The sequence below is a fragment of the Levilactobacillus lanxiensis genome (genome assembly GCF_016861655.1).
Lineage (GTDB): Bacteria > Bacillota > Bacilli > Lactobacillales > Lactobacillaceae > Levilactobacillus > Levilactobacillus lanxiensis.
The window spans coordinates 16,510-32,773 of record NZ_BOLN01000013.1; the positions used below are offsets into that span (position 1 = coordinate 16,510).

At 49.5% G+C, this 16,264-nt stretch carries 14 protein-coding genes; 4 read left to right on the forward strand and 10 right to left on the reverse strand.

Annotation, left to right across the window (positions count from 1 at the left end; translation table 11 throughout):
* Positions 1-47: 47 nt before the first annotated feature.
* The 4 genes from JUF22_RS12985 to JUF22_RS13000 form a co-directional block, all read right to left on the reverse strand.
* Positions 48-983: an ABC transporter permease gene (locus JUF22_RS12985; RefSeq protein WP_203646996.1), complete on the reverse strand. Its 936-nt coding sequence runs from the start codon at positions 981-983 to the stop codon at positions 48-50.
* Between the two features lie 12 nt (positions 984-995).
* Complete coding sequence (locus tag JUF22_RS12990; protein WP_203646998.1) at positions 996-1,889, reverse strand: ATP-binding cassette domain-containing protein; 894 nt, start codon at positions 1,887-1,889, stop codon at positions 996-998.
* On the reverse strand, positions 1,886-2,257 hold the full coding sequence (locus tag JUF22_RS12995; protein ID WP_125764762.1) for a GntR family transcriptional regulator: 372 nt from the start codon (positions 2,255-2,257) through the stop codon (positions 1,886-1,888). The genes JUF22_RS12990 and JUF22_RS12995 overlap by 4 nt, the downstream gene beginning before the upstream one ends.
* A 715-nt stretch (positions 2,258-2,972) precedes the next feature.
* The gene (locus JUF22_RS13000; RefSeq protein ID WP_203647000.1) at positions 2,973-3,701 is read right to left on the reverse strand and encodes a DUF975 family protein; all 729 of its coding nucleotides are present in this window, start codon (positions 3,699-3,701) and stop codon (positions 2,973-2,975) included.
* Positions 3,702-4,275: 574 nt separating this feature from the next.
* On the opposite strand from JUF22_RS13000, the gene JUF22_RS13005 reads away from it, so the two are divergent.
* Positions 4,276-5,991: an aryl-sulfate sulfotransferase gene (locus JUF22_RS13005; protein WP_203647002.1), complete on the forward strand. Its 1,716-nt coding sequence runs from the start codon at positions 4,276-4,278 to the stop codon at positions 5,989-5,991.
* Positions 5,992-6,099: 108 nt separating this feature from the next.
* On the opposite strand, the gene JUF22_RS13010 is transcribed toward JUF22_RS13005, so the two are convergent.
* On the reverse strand, positions 6,100-6,318 hold the full coding sequence (locus tag JUF22_RS13010; RefSeq protein ID WP_203647004.1) for a hypothetical protein: 219 nt from the start codon (positions 6,316-6,318) through the stop codon (positions 6,100-6,102).
* A gap of 185 nt (positions 6,319-6,503) precedes the next feature.
* Between JUF22_RS13010 and JUF22_RS13015 the strand changes: the two genes are divergently transcribed.
* Positions 6,504-7,445: a nucleoside hydrolase gene (locus JUF22_RS13015; protein WP_203647006.1), complete on the forward strand. Its 942-nt coding sequence runs from the start codon at positions 6,504-6,506 to the stop codon at positions 7,443-7,445.
* 127 nt (positions 7,446-7,572) lie between these two features.
* A complete protein-coding gene (locus JUF22_RS13020) occupies positions 7,573-8,517 on the forward strand; it encodes a DMT family transporter (protein WP_203647008.1) in 945 nt (314 codons plus the stop codon).
* Between the two features lie 90 nt (positions 8,518-8,607).
* Here the strand turns inward: JUF22_RS13020 and JUF22_RS13025 are convergent, their stop codons facing one another.
* The 3 genes from JUF22_RS13025 to JUF22_RS13035 form a co-directional block, all read right to left on the reverse strand.
* Positions 8,608-8,889: a type II toxin-antitoxin system RelB/DinJ family antitoxin gene (locus JUF22_RS13025; RefSeq protein ID WP_203647010.1), complete on the reverse strand. Its 282-nt coding sequence runs from the start codon at positions 8,887-8,889 to the stop codon at positions 8,608-8,610.
* A 256-nt stretch (positions 8,890-9,145) separates the two neighbouring features.
* Positions 9,146-9,961: an NAD(+) diphosphatase gene (gene nudC / locus JUF22_RS13030; RefSeq protein WP_203647011.1), complete on the reverse strand. Its 816-nt coding sequence runs from the start codon at positions 9,959-9,961 to the stop codon at positions 9,146-9,148.
* 86 nt (positions 9,962-10,047) lie between these two features.
* Positions 10,048-11,022, reverse strand: a complete 975-nt coding sequence (locus JUF22_RS13035; RefSeq protein ID WP_203647013.1) for an NAD(P)H-dependent flavin oxidoreductase — start codon at positions 11,020-11,022, stop codon at positions 10,048-10,050.
* Between the two features lie 158 nt (positions 11,023-11,180).
* Between JUF22_RS13035 and JUF22_RS13040 the strand changes: the two genes are divergently transcribed.
* Entirely contained in the window at positions 11,181-12,107 is a 927-nt protein-coding gene (locus JUF22_RS13040) for a LysR family transcriptional regulator (RefSeq protein WP_203647015.1), read from the forward strand.
* An 87-nt stretch (positions 12,108-12,194) separates the two neighbouring features.
* On the opposite strand, the gene JUF22_RS13045 is transcribed toward JUF22_RS13040, so the two are convergent.
* Together JUF22_RS13045 and JUF22_RS13050 are read right to left on the reverse strand one after the other, a co-directional pair.
* Positions 12,195-13,826, reverse strand: coding sequence for an ABC-F family ATP-binding cassette domain-containing protein (locus JUF22_RS13045; RefSeq protein ID WP_203647021.1), 1,632 nt, complete (start codon positions 13,824-13,826; stop codon positions 12,195-12,197).
* A 677-nt stretch (positions 13,827-14,503) separates the two neighbouring features.
* Positions 14,504-15,364 carry an AraC family transcriptional regulator gene (locus JUF22_RS13050; RefSeq protein ID WP_203647023.1) on the reverse strand — a complete coding sequence of 287 codons (861 nt, stop codon included), beginning with the start codon at positions 15,362-15,364 and terminating at the stop codon, positions 14,504-14,506.
* Between the last annotated feature and the right edge of the window lie 900 nt (positions 15,365-16,264).

A 16,264-nucleotide genomic window follows, 5' to 3' on the forward strand; every position in this document is an offset into this window, starting at 1 on the left:
CACTGATATGACTTGTTTAATTGCCTACTCCGACTCACTCTCTAGCCTTAACTTCTAGACCGTCGTTCGTGCCACTTTTCCATGATGCTGGGCCGCCAAAGCCAGAAATAACCGAAGGCGACCGAGACCAGGAAGGCAATCACGGCGGAAGTCCCGTCGGCTGCGTTCCAAGCATTTAGGAAGGTCACGTACACGACGAACACAATGTATACTGGCACTTTCAACCCCGGGAAGAGTAGGTACTCGCCGTTGTGTTCCAGTGACAGTCGTGGATACAGGTAGGCGCCCCAGACGAACAAAATCAGGGCTGCGACCAGTGAGATACCGGCCCACAACCACGAAAATTGTGTGCCGTTGAGACCCATACCCGCTTTGCCGAAAATACTTTCGACAATATTCATGACGCCCGTTAACGATAATGAAAAACCAATCACGGTAATCGCCAAGGCACCCGTTTGCCCAATGATCAACGCGGCAAACCAGCAAATGGCGAAGAACCCAATGGAGCCGGCCAAGCCGGACGCCCACGAGGTCAGTAGCCCCGGCCAGGCTAAATGAAATCCCACGCTTGCCGGGAGACTGACCCAAAAAATACCACACTGAAAAGCTATCGTCAAGGCAGCCACGACAATTGCAGCCCCTAAGCCCATCCCCAGCTTGGTCCAATAGACCCGTCGCCGGGTAAAACCACTGCTGAATAAGAATTGGTTAAAATTGTCCTTCAGGTCGGTATTCATGAGAACAAACCCTAACATCCAGAAGGCAAAGTAGAGCCAAAAAGAATAAGCGGAAAATTCATTGGTATCGTAGATCTGCCACTGGTTGATCTTGTTGCTGACCAATTCGTGCACGTTGTTCTCATTACTCAAAGTATGCAACACGACGACCACGTTGGATAAGGCCACCAGTAAGGATAGCCCGCCAATGAGCCCAAATAGCCGCCGGTGACGCCGCCAGATTAACTTATTTAATTGTTTTTGCAAAGTCTCCGCCCCCTATTTCAGCAGTTGATAACCTGTATCGTGGGCCAAGTTTGCCCGGAACAGGTCTTCCAACGTCAACGGTAATTCTTCAAGCAACACGGGATCTAGGGCCCGCAATTGCTGGTCGATAGCGTCCGTGTAATCCGTGATGACCACAACCAATACCCGGCCGGAAACACGGATCAACTGGCTGTGATCCTTTAGAACTGCTGGAATCGTCTTGTCTCGCAGGACCAGCTGAATCTTCTTCGCCGATGCCCGGACGTCTTCCAGGTTGTAATCATGGGCCAGCTTGCTTTCCTTCAGCAGTAAGACCCGGTCGCTCAACCCATCTAATTCATTCAAATCGTGAGAAGAGATCAGAAAGCCCTTTTGTTGTTCAGCCACCTCGTCAATCACCATCGTCGCAATATTTTCGCGCACGATAACGTCAAGCCCATCAAAGGGTTCGTCCAAAATCAGGTAGGTCGCGTTAGAGGTCAGCGCAAGAATCACGTTGACTAGCGCCCGCATCCCCTTGGATAACCGCCGATATTGACTCCCCGCGTTTAGGTCAAACTGGTTCAGGAGCGCCGTGTACCGTTGCCGGTCAAATTCCGGATAGACGATGCCGAAGAAGTCTGGTAATTCCTTTAAACTATAATTGCTTAAAAAATTGTATTGCGTATCCAGAAAGAAGACTTCCCGCTGCTTAACGGAGGTCTGGGCCAAGTTCTGATCATCCACCACTACTTCGCCGTGGTCCGGCACATAATGGTTCATCATCGTCCGAAACAGGGTGGTCTTCCCCACACCATTTCGACCAACGAGCCCAATGATTTCACCCGGCGCCCATTTGAAACTAATATCGTCGATAATGGTGCGCCCATTAATCTTTTTGCTTAACCCTTTCACTTCCAAGGTCATTGTTCTGCCCCCTCATATGCCGCCTTGATCCAACTCACAACCTCATCGAGTGGGACCCCTAAATACCGAATTTCTGTGAGTAATGTCATTAATTGCTTCTTACTTGCCACGACCTGCGCCGAATCGCCGGCCGCCGTCGTGGTCTCGCGGACGTACGTGCCCTTGCCGTGAACGGTGGTGATGACCTGCTGACTTTCCAACTGCTTATACGCCTTGCTGACCGTATTCGGGTTCAGCTGTTCCTGCCGCGCCATGTCCCGTACGGATGGTAAGCGGTCGCCCGGTTGCAAAATGCCTTGGACAATCTGCTGTTTTACCCGGAGAACTAGCTGTTCGTAGTAGGGTAGGCTTGAATCGTTTGTTTGCATGTTTCTCTCACCCCTTGGTGTGTGCCACGTGTCCTGTGTGTACTATTATACCTAGTACACTCGATTTGGCAAGTCCTTTTTTCTTTACGCCTTGCTTTTCGTTTCGCCTGCGGTAGCCAAGCACTTCCTGCCTGTGGGGACCGCCCGGAGCCTGAGAAACGGTCTCCGAGCTCGACTTTCAGCCACCAAAGATCAGTGTCTGAAAGCTCGTCCCGTGCTGTAAGCCGAAGAACCATCGGCTAACACCACCGACACAGGCGTCGTACTTGGCAACCTCCGGCTTCACTGACACTGGCGCAAAGACAGGACTTGCCAAATCAGTGTAACGATCTCGCCGTTTTTGCTTGTGTCTCCGAGTTTACGTGACCACTGGGTACCACCCATACCAATAAAAAAGGAGGCCTCCGTAGAAGTCTCCTTGTCATTTATACAGTTTCAGCCAACGCCCTAACCACACCGCAGACCAGCTAAACCTGGCTGCTGCCCGTCACACTACCGTTAGCCGTGAGGACGGGCCAAATAGACTCAGCCGTGGGAATTCTCTTGGCGGCGCAAGCCGGCTAGAGAATTGGTATCTTTGAGACTCGCTCTTCGAGGCTCAAAGTAAGCCGGAAGACCGCCCTTTGGCTTCCGGCGTCCGCCCACAGCGTCACGGTCTATTTGGCTTGCCCGGTAAGGCGCCACCAACGACCCGTATGACCAGCAACCAACTTAGCTAGTCCTCGGATTGAGAATCGTCGGTAAATTGCGTAGCACCTGGTTGGTCCTGTTGGCGAACCACCAGCTGGTTGTAGAATTTGGCCCGGGCCATATCGTAGTATGGGTAGACGAACAGCCCGGCGATATTGAACGTGATGGAGACCAGCAAGAACCAGAGAATGTAGCTTAAGTCCATAATGAACAGAAAGGACTTGTTACCGTCCATCAGTCGACGTGATGCCGTAATCGCTTGGAGCGCCGACATTTGCTCGCCCCGGTCGTATGCGTCACGGTAAATGTAGAAGGCTTGGGAATACGCGTAGGCCTTGATGATGCCGGGGAATACCAGCAGTAACGCCCACAGGAAGGTGAAGATCCCGACTAAAATGCTGATGAAGATCCAGCCTAAGAAATATTGACCCTTGTCGAACAGCGCAAAACTGCGTTGAATCGGATTATCCAAGGTTGCTTTGCCCCGATCCAAATCGATCATGGTCAACCGGGCTCCCATCCGCAGCATGGCGGCAACGAAAAAGAATAAGCCCGCAAACGAGAAGAAACCATTGAGACCCATCCCGTTTCCTTCGTTGATACGCGCTACCCAGTTCATGTCACGGGCATACATGCTCCCGCCAATCCACTGCAGTGCTAACCATAAAATTGATAATAGCAAATAGAATTTAAAGTTGGTGGTAACCTGTTGCTTGGCCCCCAGCTTAAAGTTTAACCGATCTTGTTTGTCCATGTTTTCTCCTCCCGACGAGTCGCCCCGTCTCAACCGTTGTCCAACAATTTGCTTACCAAATTAGTCGTGAAAATTCGTTCCCGCCGGCGGGCTCAAGTTACCCTGCTATGGGGCCGGTTCCAGCCCAACTTTGAGCCTGAAAAGCGGTCTCAAAGGTTGTCCCGTGGGCTAGGCTGAGAAAATCTCTCAGCCAAGGCCACCGACACAGCTGGGCAACTTGGCCCGCCTCTGGTCACTCACACTAACTTAGTGAGCAAAACGTTGACAGCTTGAATAGCCTTATCCGCCATTCTGCCACTTGTCAGCCAACAGTCGCTCTCCATTAATCATTGTTCAACCGAAAAGTTTCCCTATTCAGTTAACGTTAAAGCTAATATTAGTATACAAGATTTTTAGTTTAGGCAATAGGAAAACTCCCCACTAACCGAAATTTTCTGATTTCGGCTGCACATTAATTCACACATGGAATCTTTGTTACTATGGGTGCGGTTGTCTTTGACGCAATTAATTGCTAAAATAACAGGAGCAATTGTTCGTTATTAGCACGGAAAATAGGTAAGGAGTTTGGCATATTATGAAGAAGTTTTGGAAAATCAGTTTGGGCGTTGTGCTCGCACTGATTGTCATCGGTGGCGCTGGGGCCTACCACGAACGACACAACGTTCGCAAGGTTCTGCTCGTTCACCAGCACTACCACAAGAAAAATGTGCTATCGACCAACCAGATCAAGCTGAATCTGCGGCCCGCTATTTCGACGAAAAATACCACGGCGACCAACAAGATTACCGCCGGCTACCGGCAACAACTGGCGCAGTTAACGCCCGGGGTTGCCCACGCGAAGGTCATCGTCAATCCGTACGAGACGTCTCCCCTTTCCGGTCTGATTCTGGTTAAGACCCAGGCCGCCACGAAGGTGAAGCTCACCGTCCACGGGGATACGCCGAAGACCACGCTGACGAAATACCTACCCAAGTACCGCACCAATCATGCGATTGGGGTGCTCGGCCTCTACGCCAACCGGACCAACCGGGTGACGCTCACATTTACCAAGAAAAACGGCCAAAAGACCTACGCCACGTACACCATGCGGACGGGCAAGGCGCCTAAGGAAATCGGCAAGAACACGCTGAAGACCAGCCATCCCAAGAAGATGGCGTTGGGTAAGGGCAATAACCGGCTGACGTTTGCCGTCTCCAGCCAGGGCATCACCTATGGCCTGGACGCGCAAGGCAAGATTCGGTGGTACAGCACCAACCTCATCTCCCACGTTTTCAAACGTCTGGCCAACAACCACTTGTTGATTCTGACCAAGATTTCCGCGAGTGAGCATAAATATAACGCCCTGCGTGAAACCGACTTCTACGGCCGCGTTTACCGGCAATACAACTTCGAAGGCAAGTTCCCAACGCGTCAGGACCACAACAAGCTGGAAACCAACACCGTGATTCATCACGATGCTATCGAGCTGCCGAACCACAACCTGTTGCTGACGGTCGACGACGGGAGTAGCAAGTACGTGGAAGACACCATGATTGAGATTGATTACAAGACGGCCAAAATCGTCAAGGTCATTGACCTCAAACGGATTCTTCCCAAATCGGCCTACACCCAGTACACTGGGACGAAACGCCCTGACGGCAAGATTGACTGGTTCCACCAAAATTCGATGGTCTACGATGCCAAGAAGGATGAGCTCATCGTCTCCGGTCGAAACCAGGATATGATCTTTGCCATTAACTATAAGACGACGAATTTAAAGTGGATTTTGGCTTCCCCAGATAAGTTGCCGAAACATTATCAACAGTATCTCTTACAACCAACTACCCAAAACTACCGCTACAACGGTGGTCAGCATGCGGTCAACATCATTCCCCAACAGACCAAAGGTGATACGATTGGCCTCGAATTCTACGACAACAACGTGCCCGTTACCCGCGGGAAGACCAAGCAATCCAAGAAGTGGTCGGCCGGTGAAATCGTTTCGATCAACCAGCTGGAGCACACGGTCACCAAGACCTGGAGCTTTGGAAAAACGTTGGGTCAACGCAACTTCACCAACATTGTCGGCAGTAGTTACGCTGTCGGTCGCAACAACACCTTGATTGGTTTTGGGTATGCCAGCAACGGGAAACGCAGCGAGTTCGTCGAGGTCAACCGCAAGACGAACCAAATCGTCTTCGACGTGAACCGTACCCATTTCAAACACGGCGACTGGAGCTACCGCGCGCAACGCATGGCGCTATATCCAGGTAGTGCATCCGTTGATTTGAATGAGATTACAACGAAATAACTAAAACTCACACTTAAAAATGCGTACCACCTGTCAATTCTTTGACGGTGGCACGCATTTTTTGTTGGGTCCTGACTGACAAGCCGGCAACAATCGCGCTAATGTTCGTTAATTACTACTACTGCTACTTTGTTCCGGCATGCCACTAGGCTTACCGGATGGCCGATTTTTCATGCCTTTCGGCGCATTTTTTAATTGGGTTGTTTGTGCGGACTTGGCTTGCTGTTGGCCCAGCATGTAGCCCATTCCGCCACCACCGGCAAAGAGAATAACTCCCGCTACCAATAGTGCTAACCAATGTTTAGGCCCTTGACGGACTGATTTCATCCCGTACTCATCCTTTCGATTAACCACTTGTTCGTCAACCTGTTTATAAGTATACGAAAGTTTCCTTAACCCTGGCTAAATTAATTCGGAAACGCCCTTGCAATTCACAGACTGGTTCGGTAAAATATGAACTATTGAAGAGCCATTCAATTATAATGTTCGTAATAAAAGGGAGCGATTTTGCCATGCGTAATGTTTATTTCAATCATGACGGTAGTGTCGACGATTTAGTTTCTTTATTGTTACTGCTTCAAATGCCCGACGTTCATCTGACTGGCGTGGGGGTTGTCGGCGCCGATTCCTACCTGGAACCCGCACTGGCAGCCAGTCGTAAAATCATCGACCGGTTTGGCCATGGTGTCCACCTAGACGTTGCGGCCTCGGATTCACGTGGCGTGCATCCCTTCCCGAAGGAGTGGCGGCTCGATGCCTTCAGCCTCGACGCGCTCCCTATTCTGAATGAAGCGGGAACCATCACCACCCCAGTTGCGGCCAAGCCTGCTCACCTGGACCTGATTGACAAACTTAATCAGACTGACGGTCAAACCACCCTAGTCATGACCGGGCCTTTGACCGATTTGGCCCGTGCCATCATCTTAGAACCTGGCATCACGGCCAAAATCGACAAGCTTTACTGGATGGGTGGGACCTTTGACGGTCGCGGCAACGTCGCCGAACCCGAACAAGACGGCACGACCGAGTGGAATGCCTTTTGGGATCCGGAAGCCGTTAAGACGGTTTGGGATAGTGACATCGCCATTCAAATGGTGGGCCTGGAAAGTACGCGCCAAGTGCCATTGACCCCCGCCATCCGTCAAAATTGGGCTTTACAACGGCAACACCCGGCCATTGATTTCATTGGCCAAGGTTACGCCTTAGTTCCTGCCCTCCAACACTTTGAAACGAACTCGACCTACTTCCTGTGGGATGTTCTGGCGACAGTAGCCAGCGAATCCCCAGCCATTGTCACGACTAAGCAAGTCACCAGTGACGTCCTCACCACAGGCCCAGGCCGCGGCCGGACCTTTGAAACCCCAGAGGGCCGTCCAGTCACGTTGGTCACTACGGTGGACCACGACGCCTTCTTCAAACGAATCGATGAACTAGCGATTTTAGCCGATAAATAAGCTATACTAAGGGAGTGGTCAATGGACTACTCCTTTTTGTGCGGCATTAATTTTAGCTGCGTCGACTCTCTACATAAGTCACGGTTGACCACACCTATTATGAAATTGTCTTTGAGGAGGAAAAAATATGCTTCCCATCACCATCGGTATCGTCATTGGTATCATCCTGTCGCTTCAGAGCGCTGTAAATTCTCGGTTGCGGAGCTTTATTGGTTCACCCTATCAAGCCTCCTTCGTGTCCTTTACCATTGGCACGCTCTTCTTGGCCGTGGTGATGCTGGCGAGCCACGAATCTTTAGGCGTCTCTGGAAATATCTTCGCCACGCAACCTTGGTGGATTTGGATTGGCGGTCTCTTAGGTGTTATCTTTTTAACGACCAACATTCTTCTCTTCCCCCACATTGGCGGCGTCCAAACGGCTATCATGCCCATTTTGGGTCAAGTCTTCATGGGATCCATCATTGATAACTTTGGCTGGTTCAACTCCACCCAGCAACCTTTGACCTGGGTAAGGGTCAGTGGCTTATTGCTAGCGCTGGCTGGTATCGTCATCACCGTCGCTCTGCCAGACATTCTTCGGCGCCAAGCTAATGGCCAGTCCGATGCTGCCGCTAGCACTGGTAACCCGTGGCCCTGGCGGCTACTAGGCATCTGTACCGGGGCATTGGGAGCGATGCAGACGACTATCAATGGCCGGTTGGGATTGGCTCTAAACTCGGCTCTCCACGCCGCCTTCATCTCATTTCTAGTGGGGGCCCTCTGCCTCTTCTTCATTGTCCTGGTCGTCAATCACGGCTTCCGGGAAATCAAGCGGGCCACCGGTCACGGTAAGCCTTGGTGGATCTGGATTGGCGGGGCCATGGGCGGCATCTTCGTCCTGGGAAACGCCTACCTGGCTCCCATCATCGGGACCGGCCAAACGGTGGTCTTCGCCCTACTTGGCCAGATTGCCGGTGGCTTGTTGGTCGATCAGTTCGGCCTGCTGGGGGCCAAACGTAAGCCCGTCGTGGCCGTCCAGTTACTCGGCCTGTTGATTCTTATTGGCGGGGTCGTTTTGATCCGGTTATTCTAAATAATGACGTCAAAAAACAGGTAGCGCCCGGACTGATTCGGGCGCTGCCTGTTTTGGTTACTCACTATCTATTCAATTGGTTATCCTAGTCTACAAATCTTTCCAATCCTGCCACAACGCCTCCACGGCCGCCAACGATTGCGTATCGCCGGTAGCCTTTTCCCGCGCAAGTTCCGACTGTAGTTGATCCTTGGTGAGTTCCAAGTCGAAGGGCAAGTCGTGGTCCGTGACCGATTGCTGTAAGAACAGGTGAATGGCCGTCGTCAGGCTCATCCCGTATTGTTGATAAACTGCCGCCGCATCCCGCTTCAGCTGTGGGTCTAACGTCAAGTCAAGGTGTTCTGGTTGTGTGGGTTCATTTAATTTTGTCATGATTACGCTCCTTTATCGTTTACGTCTAACCGCCACCTACGACCCCAAGGTAACATGCACTTATAGGGTCAGACAATGGTTATCGTTTTAGGCCCTATCGCCATTAAGACGCTAAATGATTAGTTGGTAAAATGTCCTTTGTCTCTGGCTGAACTTTCCTATATTCGAACTCTTTTAAAGACTAACGCAAATAACAGTTTAGACTGACGAATCCTTCCGCCAGTCCAAACCGTTATTTTTTACGCCATTTTCAGATTCACCGTTGTCGAAAGTCCTCAATCATCTGCCAACTCAAACTTAGCGTCGTATCATCACGCGGAATTGAATCGCGTTGAAACCACTTCGCTTGGGAGAGCTCATCATGCTCTAACTTGATAGGAATATCGTTATCCAGTTCTGCAAAGAAGCCTACCAACAGCGACCCGGAGAATCCCCAGGGCTGACTCCCATAATACTGAATATGATGAACCGCTAACCCAACTTCCTCTTTAACTTCACGTTGGACGGTATCCTCAAGCGTCTCCCCAATCTCAGCATAGCCCGAGATTAAAGCATAACGATCGTATCCCGTTGCAAACTTAGTCATCAGGATCTGGTCACCCTTAGTGACGCCGACAATAATGGCTGGCGAAATCTTTGGGTATTCTCGATGATGACAGTTGGGACAAACCAATGTCCGCTCCGTTGTCATGGAAACCATCGGCTGGCCACACTGCCCACAGTACTGGTTCGTTGCATACCATTCACCTAATTGCGCAGCCGTCGCGCTCCCAAAAGCTAAATATTTAGGCTCTAGTTCACGCAGCGTTAAGACATCAACGTACTTGGCATTCACTCGCTCCGGTAATCTTTCCAGGAGCAAGTAAAATGCCACATCACTAATTGTAAACAGATACGTATAGTTATCAGTCGACATTTGCCAGTCAGCCGTCACGTCTTTAACTCGTGGAATCGTGCCATGATAAGTCAATATCTTACGATTCGTATACGCAAACACGTAATCCTTAGCTTGAGTGGCCCGCCGTAGGTCGTATTGATTTTTAAATACTTTGGGACCAACTTCTTGTAACATCCACTATTCCTCTCTCATTAACAATGATGCCAGCTTCGAATGTCAACCATGGTCAGGTATCTGTCATTCAGCTCAAGACGTAGCGGTTACTTAAGCATCCCGGCACTCAATTCTGCCACAATATCCGCTACGGGCCGAATCTCATGAATGCTTGAAAGGGCCGTATCCAGTGAAACGTACCCTTTTTCCATATCGCCATCAAGCATCCCGGCATGAATTCCTCTAAAACCACCCATTGCTTGGTAGATGTCTTCACGAGCCTTCCCGGCAGCGTTCATTTCTACTAGTTTGTCTGACAGTCCGCCTGGCAAGGCCCGGTAGTATGCAGGCAAGGTTCTAAATAGACGCATATCATCACTGCTAGATTGAACTAATTTATTTTTAATATTTTCTGCCATTGGGGCTTCTTGGCTAGCTAAAAAGACACTCCCAGAATAAACACCCTCTGCGCCCAATGCCTTAGCTGCTCTAGCTGTCCGTTCATCCACAACACCACCAGCCGCCAAAACCGGCGTATGCTTTACGGCATCGACAATCATCGGCACAATCGAGAACGTCCCAATGACCTTATTAGGCAAAGTGCCCCCCTCGTCAAAGCCAGTCGCAACGATGGCCGTTGCCCCGTGAGCCTCAGCCATCTGAGCGCTGGCAACATTGGGATTTAAATCGCGGTAAATAACCTTGATCCCGTGCCGAACCAAATCATCAAATACCTCTGGATAGATGTCGCCAACGTAAGAAACAGCGGGAACCTTTTCCTCATACAGCACCTTTAACATGGGCTTCGTAAAAACATCCTTCTCCGGTTCAACAGGTAAAACGTTGACAGCAAACGGTTTATCAGATAGCTGACGAACCTTCCGAATCTCACGGCGCATCCGTTCGGCCGTTTCAACTGGCGAAGTTGTCCGCTCCGTTTGGCCCGCATTAGGCCCAAGAACACCCATACCCCCTGCATTACCCACAGCAGCGACTAGTTCCGCATTGGTCAGCCACATTAAGGCACCTTGAATGACTGGTTTTTCAATTCCTAATGCTGCAGTAAGACGATTAGTTTTCATGTTAGTTCCTCACTTTCAATATCAAATCATGCATAATTTGCCTTGCTCGTTTAATAACTATGAGCTATGATGCCATAGTAGAACAGAAAGTACGGTGTTACCAATTAATCTTAAAATGTGAATCATTACAAATTAGGTATAATCGGAGTTGAATTCCCATGAATGAAGAAAAATTTTTACTTCAAATTCTCTTAACGGCTAAATATTCACAAACTATTTCTGAACTCGCCAATAAACTATTTGTCAGTCAGCCCTATGTTAGTCGCGCACTTAAAAAGGCTGAGAACCAATATGGATTGACTTTTATTAATCGAAACGTTAAACCCATTCAGATAACGGCGGCTGGTAGACTATTCACGCAAAATCTGCAAGGTATCCTTGACGCACAAAAAGAGATGGAGCAGGACCTTTCACGACTACAGCAGCAGGAGGCTGGCACCCTCACAATTGCGATTAATCAGCCATTCTTAGCAAATACAATTTCGGCGGCAATCGTTCAAGCACATCAAGCATTTCCGGAACTTCATTTCCGCGTCATTAGTCAAGCTACCGACTCCGCTGAAAATCACCTTATCCGTGGCGAGCTAGATATTTTAATCGGTCGAAAATGGAACAATCCCATCTTTTCAATCCACACTCTTCCCAGTCCGCAATTGGATTTATTACTTCCAGAAACCTGCCCGCTATACCGACCTGACCGAATTTTCTGCCCGTTTAGTGAGGATAATCTATCATCATTGAATAATTGTGACTACGTCGGACTCTCTGATCACAGTCTTTTTCAAAAGCAGGTCAACACAGCTCTTCATGAAAATGGGATTTCTATCAATGAAATCCTAGAATTCACCAACATCCAGACGGCCACACAGGTTGCCCTTCAACTTCACGCCACAACTGTTACCACCGCAGAGATAGCTCAGTCTTGCCTATCCCCTCAGGATAAATATAATTTAATGCCATTCCCCGTTGAATTTTTACATTCAGAGTTTGCACTATCACATCTCAAGTCAGCGACACCGACTATCAAAAAAGTTAGTCATTTTTTAACACAAGTTCTAAACCAGCCAACTTTAGCGATAAATTAAAAAGACGACATCAGGCTTCCCGTCAAATTTGTGGGAAGCCTAATGTCGTCTTCAGTTTAATAATTTTTAACTTCTGATTTTGAAAATTTATTTTTCGTCGTACAGCGCAGCAACTTGGTCCTGAACCTGCTTGTGGCCCAAAAATTCATCGTAAGTCGTGTCGGCCCGGTCAACGATGCCCTTTGGTGACACCTCAATGATTCGGTTGGCAATCGTTTGAATGAACTCGTGGTCATGGGAAGTGAACAGGATACTGCCACTGAACCCAACCAGACTGTCGTTCAACGCGGTGATGGATTCCAAATCCAAATGGTTGGTTGGATCATCCAGCAACAGCACGTTGGCCTTGCTCAACATCATCTTGGAAAGCATGGCCCGAACCTTTTCGCCCCCGGACATCACGTCAACTTCACGGTTCACGTCGTCGCCAGAGAACAGCATCTTCCCTAAGAACCCACGGAGGAAGGTGTTGTCACTTTCTTCCTTGGAAGCAAACTGACGTAACCAGTCGATCACCGACATTTGGTTTTCGGCAAAGTAGTCGTTCCCGTTCTTAGGCAGGTAAGTCGTGCTGGTCGTTTGACCCCAGACCACGTTACCGCTGTCTGGTTCCAACTCGCCGGCAACGATTTGCATCAACGTCGTGGTCGTCACGTCATTCCGGCTGATAAAGGCGGTCTTCTCACCTGGCCGCAACGTGAAGCTCACGTCGTCTAAAATCGTCACGCCGTCAATGGCCTTGGACACATGTTCCAGGCGCACCAGGTCGTTCCCCAATTCGCGTTCTGGATTGAACTTGATGAAGGGGTACTTCCGTGAGGATGGCTTGATGTCATCCAGCGTGATTTTTTCCAATTGCTTCTTCCGCGACGTTGCCTGCTTAGACTTCGAGGCGTTGGCACTAAACCGGGCCACGAATTCTTGCAGCTGCTTAATCTGGTCGGCCTTCTTAGCGTTGGCGTTAGCCTTCAATTGGGCGGCCAATTCGCTCGATTCCATCCAGAAGTCATAGTTCCCAACGAACAGCGTAATCTTCCCAAAGTCCACGTCACACATGTTCGTGCAGACCTGGTTCAAGAAATGCCGGTCATGGGAAACGACGATGACGGTGTTTTCGTAGTCAGCCAGGAAGTTTTCCAGCCAGCTGATCGATTGCACATCCAACCCGTTGGTCGGTTCGTCCAAAAGTAACACGTCGGGATGACCGAATAAGGCTTGGCCCAACAGGACTTTCACCTTTTGGGGTTCCGTCAGTTCACTCATTGGCACTTGGTGGAGTGATTCGTCGATGCCTAAAGCCTGTAACATTTGGCTCGCTTCGGCTTCGGCTTCCCAACCACCCATTTCACCAAATTCACCTTCCAGTTCAGCGGCCCGAATCCCATCTGCGTCGCTAAAATCTGGTTTCATGTAAATGGCGTTCTTTTCTACCATGATATCGTAAAGTTTCTTGTGGCCTTGAATGACCGTGTCCATGACCAAGTTATCTTCAAAAGCAAAGTGATCTTGGTTCAAGCTGGACATCCGCTCGTTTGGTCCCATTGAAACGTTCCCACTAGTTGGCTTTAATTTGCCTTCGATAATTTTCAGGAACGTGGACTTCCCAGCGCCGTTAGCGCCAATGACCCCGTAGCAGTTTCCTGGGGTGAACTTAAGATTAACATCGTCGTAGAGCTTCCGGTCGGAGAACTGCATACTGACATTATTGACGGTTAACATGAACGATACCTCCTGTATTTGCGTGTAAAAAACCAACGTGTCTGGTTAACGGCGACGTTGGCTTCAACTTATATTCGTTATGACATGTTAGCGTAGTTTACCATAAATCTTACTGACAAGCAACGTATCCGCTGGGTTAACCTGCTGTCGTCAGCGCCTTACCGGCCGGGAAAAATGAGACCGGAACGCTGGGGGCAGGACGTCCGAAGCCTAAGAAGCGGTCTTCGGGCTCGCTTTGAGTCCCCCAAACCGGGTCTCAAAGTCGCCATTTTCTAAGAAAATCACTTAGAAAATCCCCCGGCTGGGCTCATTTTTCCCGACCTCACGGCTAACACAAGTTTAACCCAGTCAGCTATTTGTCATTTTATGGTGGATTGGCGGCGGATTCAAGATGCCCTGCTGTGGGGAACGGTTCCAGCCTAAGGAACGGGCTTCCACCTCGGCTTGAAACCTCGCTAAGGTTCGCGAGTTTCCAAGACCGTCCCGTGCTCTAAACTGAGAAGCCCCCTCAGTTAAGACCACCGACACAGCTGGTCATCTTGATCCGCCTCTGGTCACTCACACTGTCCACGCAAGTTTATATTCACCATGGAACGGCTGACACACTTTTCCTGCGTCAGTCAGAAGATTTTTATGTCCTCTATATTTTGATTTTTCCATTTTAAATATCTGCCCACCTACGACCAGGACTGTTCCGCCGCATACTTTTCACGGTAAGTCTTAGGCGTCATTTGGTAGCGCTGCTTGAAGGTGACGAAGAAATTTTTCTCCGTGCGAAAACCGGTCTTCATGGCGATACTTTGGATGGATTCCTGCGAGGTCATTAGGAGCTGGGTGGCCCGTTCCAACCGAATCTGCCCCAGGTAGACCTTAGGTGAAACGCCCATGTATTCCTTGAAATAGCGGGAGAAATAAACGCTGGAGTAGTTCAGCTGTTCGGCCATTTTGGCAATCGAAACCGCCTCACCATAGTTGTTTTGAATCTCGGTAACGGCTTGGCGTAAGGGATCTGGTAACGGTAGTTGGTCGCTATTGACTTGACCGTTAACCGTCAAGTGTTTTAACAACTGACCCACCAATTGATATTCCGCACCTAAGCTGGCTAAATAATCTGCGCGCTCATCTGGTTCCATCACGGCGTTGGTCGCCAAGGTATGCACCGACCGCGCCAGCTCCTGGTATGGCTCAGCACGCAGGTCTAAGTCTAATGGCCCCCAAATCGGCAGTTTTTCATTGGCCACCACGTTCCGTAGCCATGCTTGCGGCAACAGCAACGTGATGATTTGATTATCCTCGTCTAAGAAAGTTTCATAACTGTGGACAACTTCAGAATTGACCACGTACAGGTGTTCCTCGGTCAATTTATACGATGAGCTCCCGATATGTACGGTGCCCGGGTGACCACGATAGGCATAGGCCAATTCAACAGCTTGGTGCCAATGTGGCAAAACCATCTTTGGCCCACCAGTTCCGTGTGAAATAACCCGCAGTGGCAAGACAGTAGTAAAATCTAAACGTTCATGATACGGCCGTGGCATTCCAGATACCCCCATTTCTGTCCTTTCGGCTGAGATATACCAATTTAACTCACTCTTTACACATAAGCATACCACGTCCGATGAGAATAAGGTTAAATTTAGTAATCCAATCATCAGATTACGGGATTATAGATTTGTGTTCCCCCCGATATAATGAACTTGTAACATCCGGATGGGCGTTAAAAAGTCTTGTATCTGACCATTGACCGGATTCGATAATTATCGGTTTAGTATTTAAGGGGAAATACCTAACCGACCGTCCACCCACCTGGAATGATTTGGGCCGTAACCAAATCATTCTCCTATAGAAAATCAGACCGCAAAGTTCCGTCGTTGTGGGGGCAACGGCCGAACCGGCAACACTTCCAACGTGTTCGTCTGATTTTCCCAGTCGTCTCTGGGGGGAAACGACCGAGAAAATCACCAACAGGATAGGTATTGGCCATCGGAGTCTTTGGGGGAAACAGTAAAGTCGCGCCTTGGGGGGCGTGACTTTTTTCGTTTTGGCCTAGCGAAAAATAGGTGGTGATTTGCCGTTCCCGCCGGTGGGCTCAAGATGCCCTGCTGTGGGGAACGGTTCCAGCCTGAGAAACGGGCTTCCACCTCGCCTGAAAGCCTGGAACACCACCAGTCTTCCAGGTCGTCCCGTGCTCTAAACTGAGAAATTCACTCAGTTAAGACCACCGACACAGCTGGTCATCTTGGCCCGCCTCTGGTCACTAACATTGCGCACCTATTATCGCTAGCTGTAAAAATTCTGACAACTTATAATCATGACTTCCCATCTGCCCTAAGCATATTTGTTAAATACGTCATTCAAAAAGGGGCTGTGACATAAGTCTCCAAAATGAAAGCTGGTTGAGGAAAATCTTCGGATTTTCCTCAACCAGCTTTTTGGTA

Bases quoted from the DNA above. Each gene is read 5' to 3' on its own strand.
- JUF22_RS13025 (WP_203647010.1), bottom strand. From the start codon at position 8,889: ATGACAAAATTAAATGAACCCACACAACCAGAACACCTTGACTTGACG.
- JUF22_RS12995 (WP_125764762.1), bottom strand. From the start codon at position 2,257: ATGCAAACAAACGATTCAAGCCTACCCTACTACGAACAGCTAGTTCTC.
- JUF22_RS13000 (WP_203647000.1), bottom strand. From the start codon at position 3,701: ATGGACAAACAAGATCGGTTAAACTTTAAGCTGGGGGCCAAGCAACAG.
- nudC (WP_203647011.1), bottom strand. From the start codon at position 9,961: ATGTTACAAGAAGTTGGTCCCAAAGTATTTAAAAATCAATACGACCTA.
- JUF22_RS13005 (WP_203647002.1), top strand. From the start codon at position 4,276: ATGAAGAAGTTTTGGAAAATCAGTTTGGGCGTTGTGCTCGCACTGATT.
- JUF22_RS13020 (WP_203647008.1), top strand. From the start codon at position 7,573: ATGCTTCCCATCACCATCGGTATCGTCATTGGTATCATCCTGTCGCTT.
- JUF22_RS13050 (WP_203647023.1), bottom strand. From the start codon at position 15,364: ATGCCACGGCCGTATCATGAACGTTTAGATTTTACTACTGTCTTGCCA.
- JUF22_RS13015 (WP_203647006.1), top strand. From the start codon at position 6,504: ATGCGTAATGTTTATTTCAATCATGACGGTAGTGTCGACGATTTAGTT.
- JUF22_RS13010 (WP_203647004.1), bottom strand. From the start codon at position 6,318: ATGAAATCAGTCCGTCAAGGGCCTAAACATTGGTTAGCACTATTGGTA.
- JUF22_RS12990 (WP_203646998.1), bottom strand. From the start codon at position 1,889: ATGACCTTGGAAGTGAAAGGGTTAAGCAAAAAGATTAATGGGCGCACC.
- JUF22_RS13035 (WP_203647013.1), bottom strand. From the start codon at position 11,022: ATGAAAACTAATCGTCTTACTGCAGCATTAGGAATTGAAAAACCAGTC.
- JUF22_RS13040 (WP_203647015.1), top strand. From the start codon at position 11,181: ATGAATGAAGAAAAATTTTTACTTCAAATTCTCTTAACGGCTAAATAT.
- JUF22_RS13045 (WP_203647021.1), bottom strand. From the start codon at position 13,826: ATGTTAACCGTCAATAATGTCAGTATGCAGTTCTCCGACCGGAAGCTC.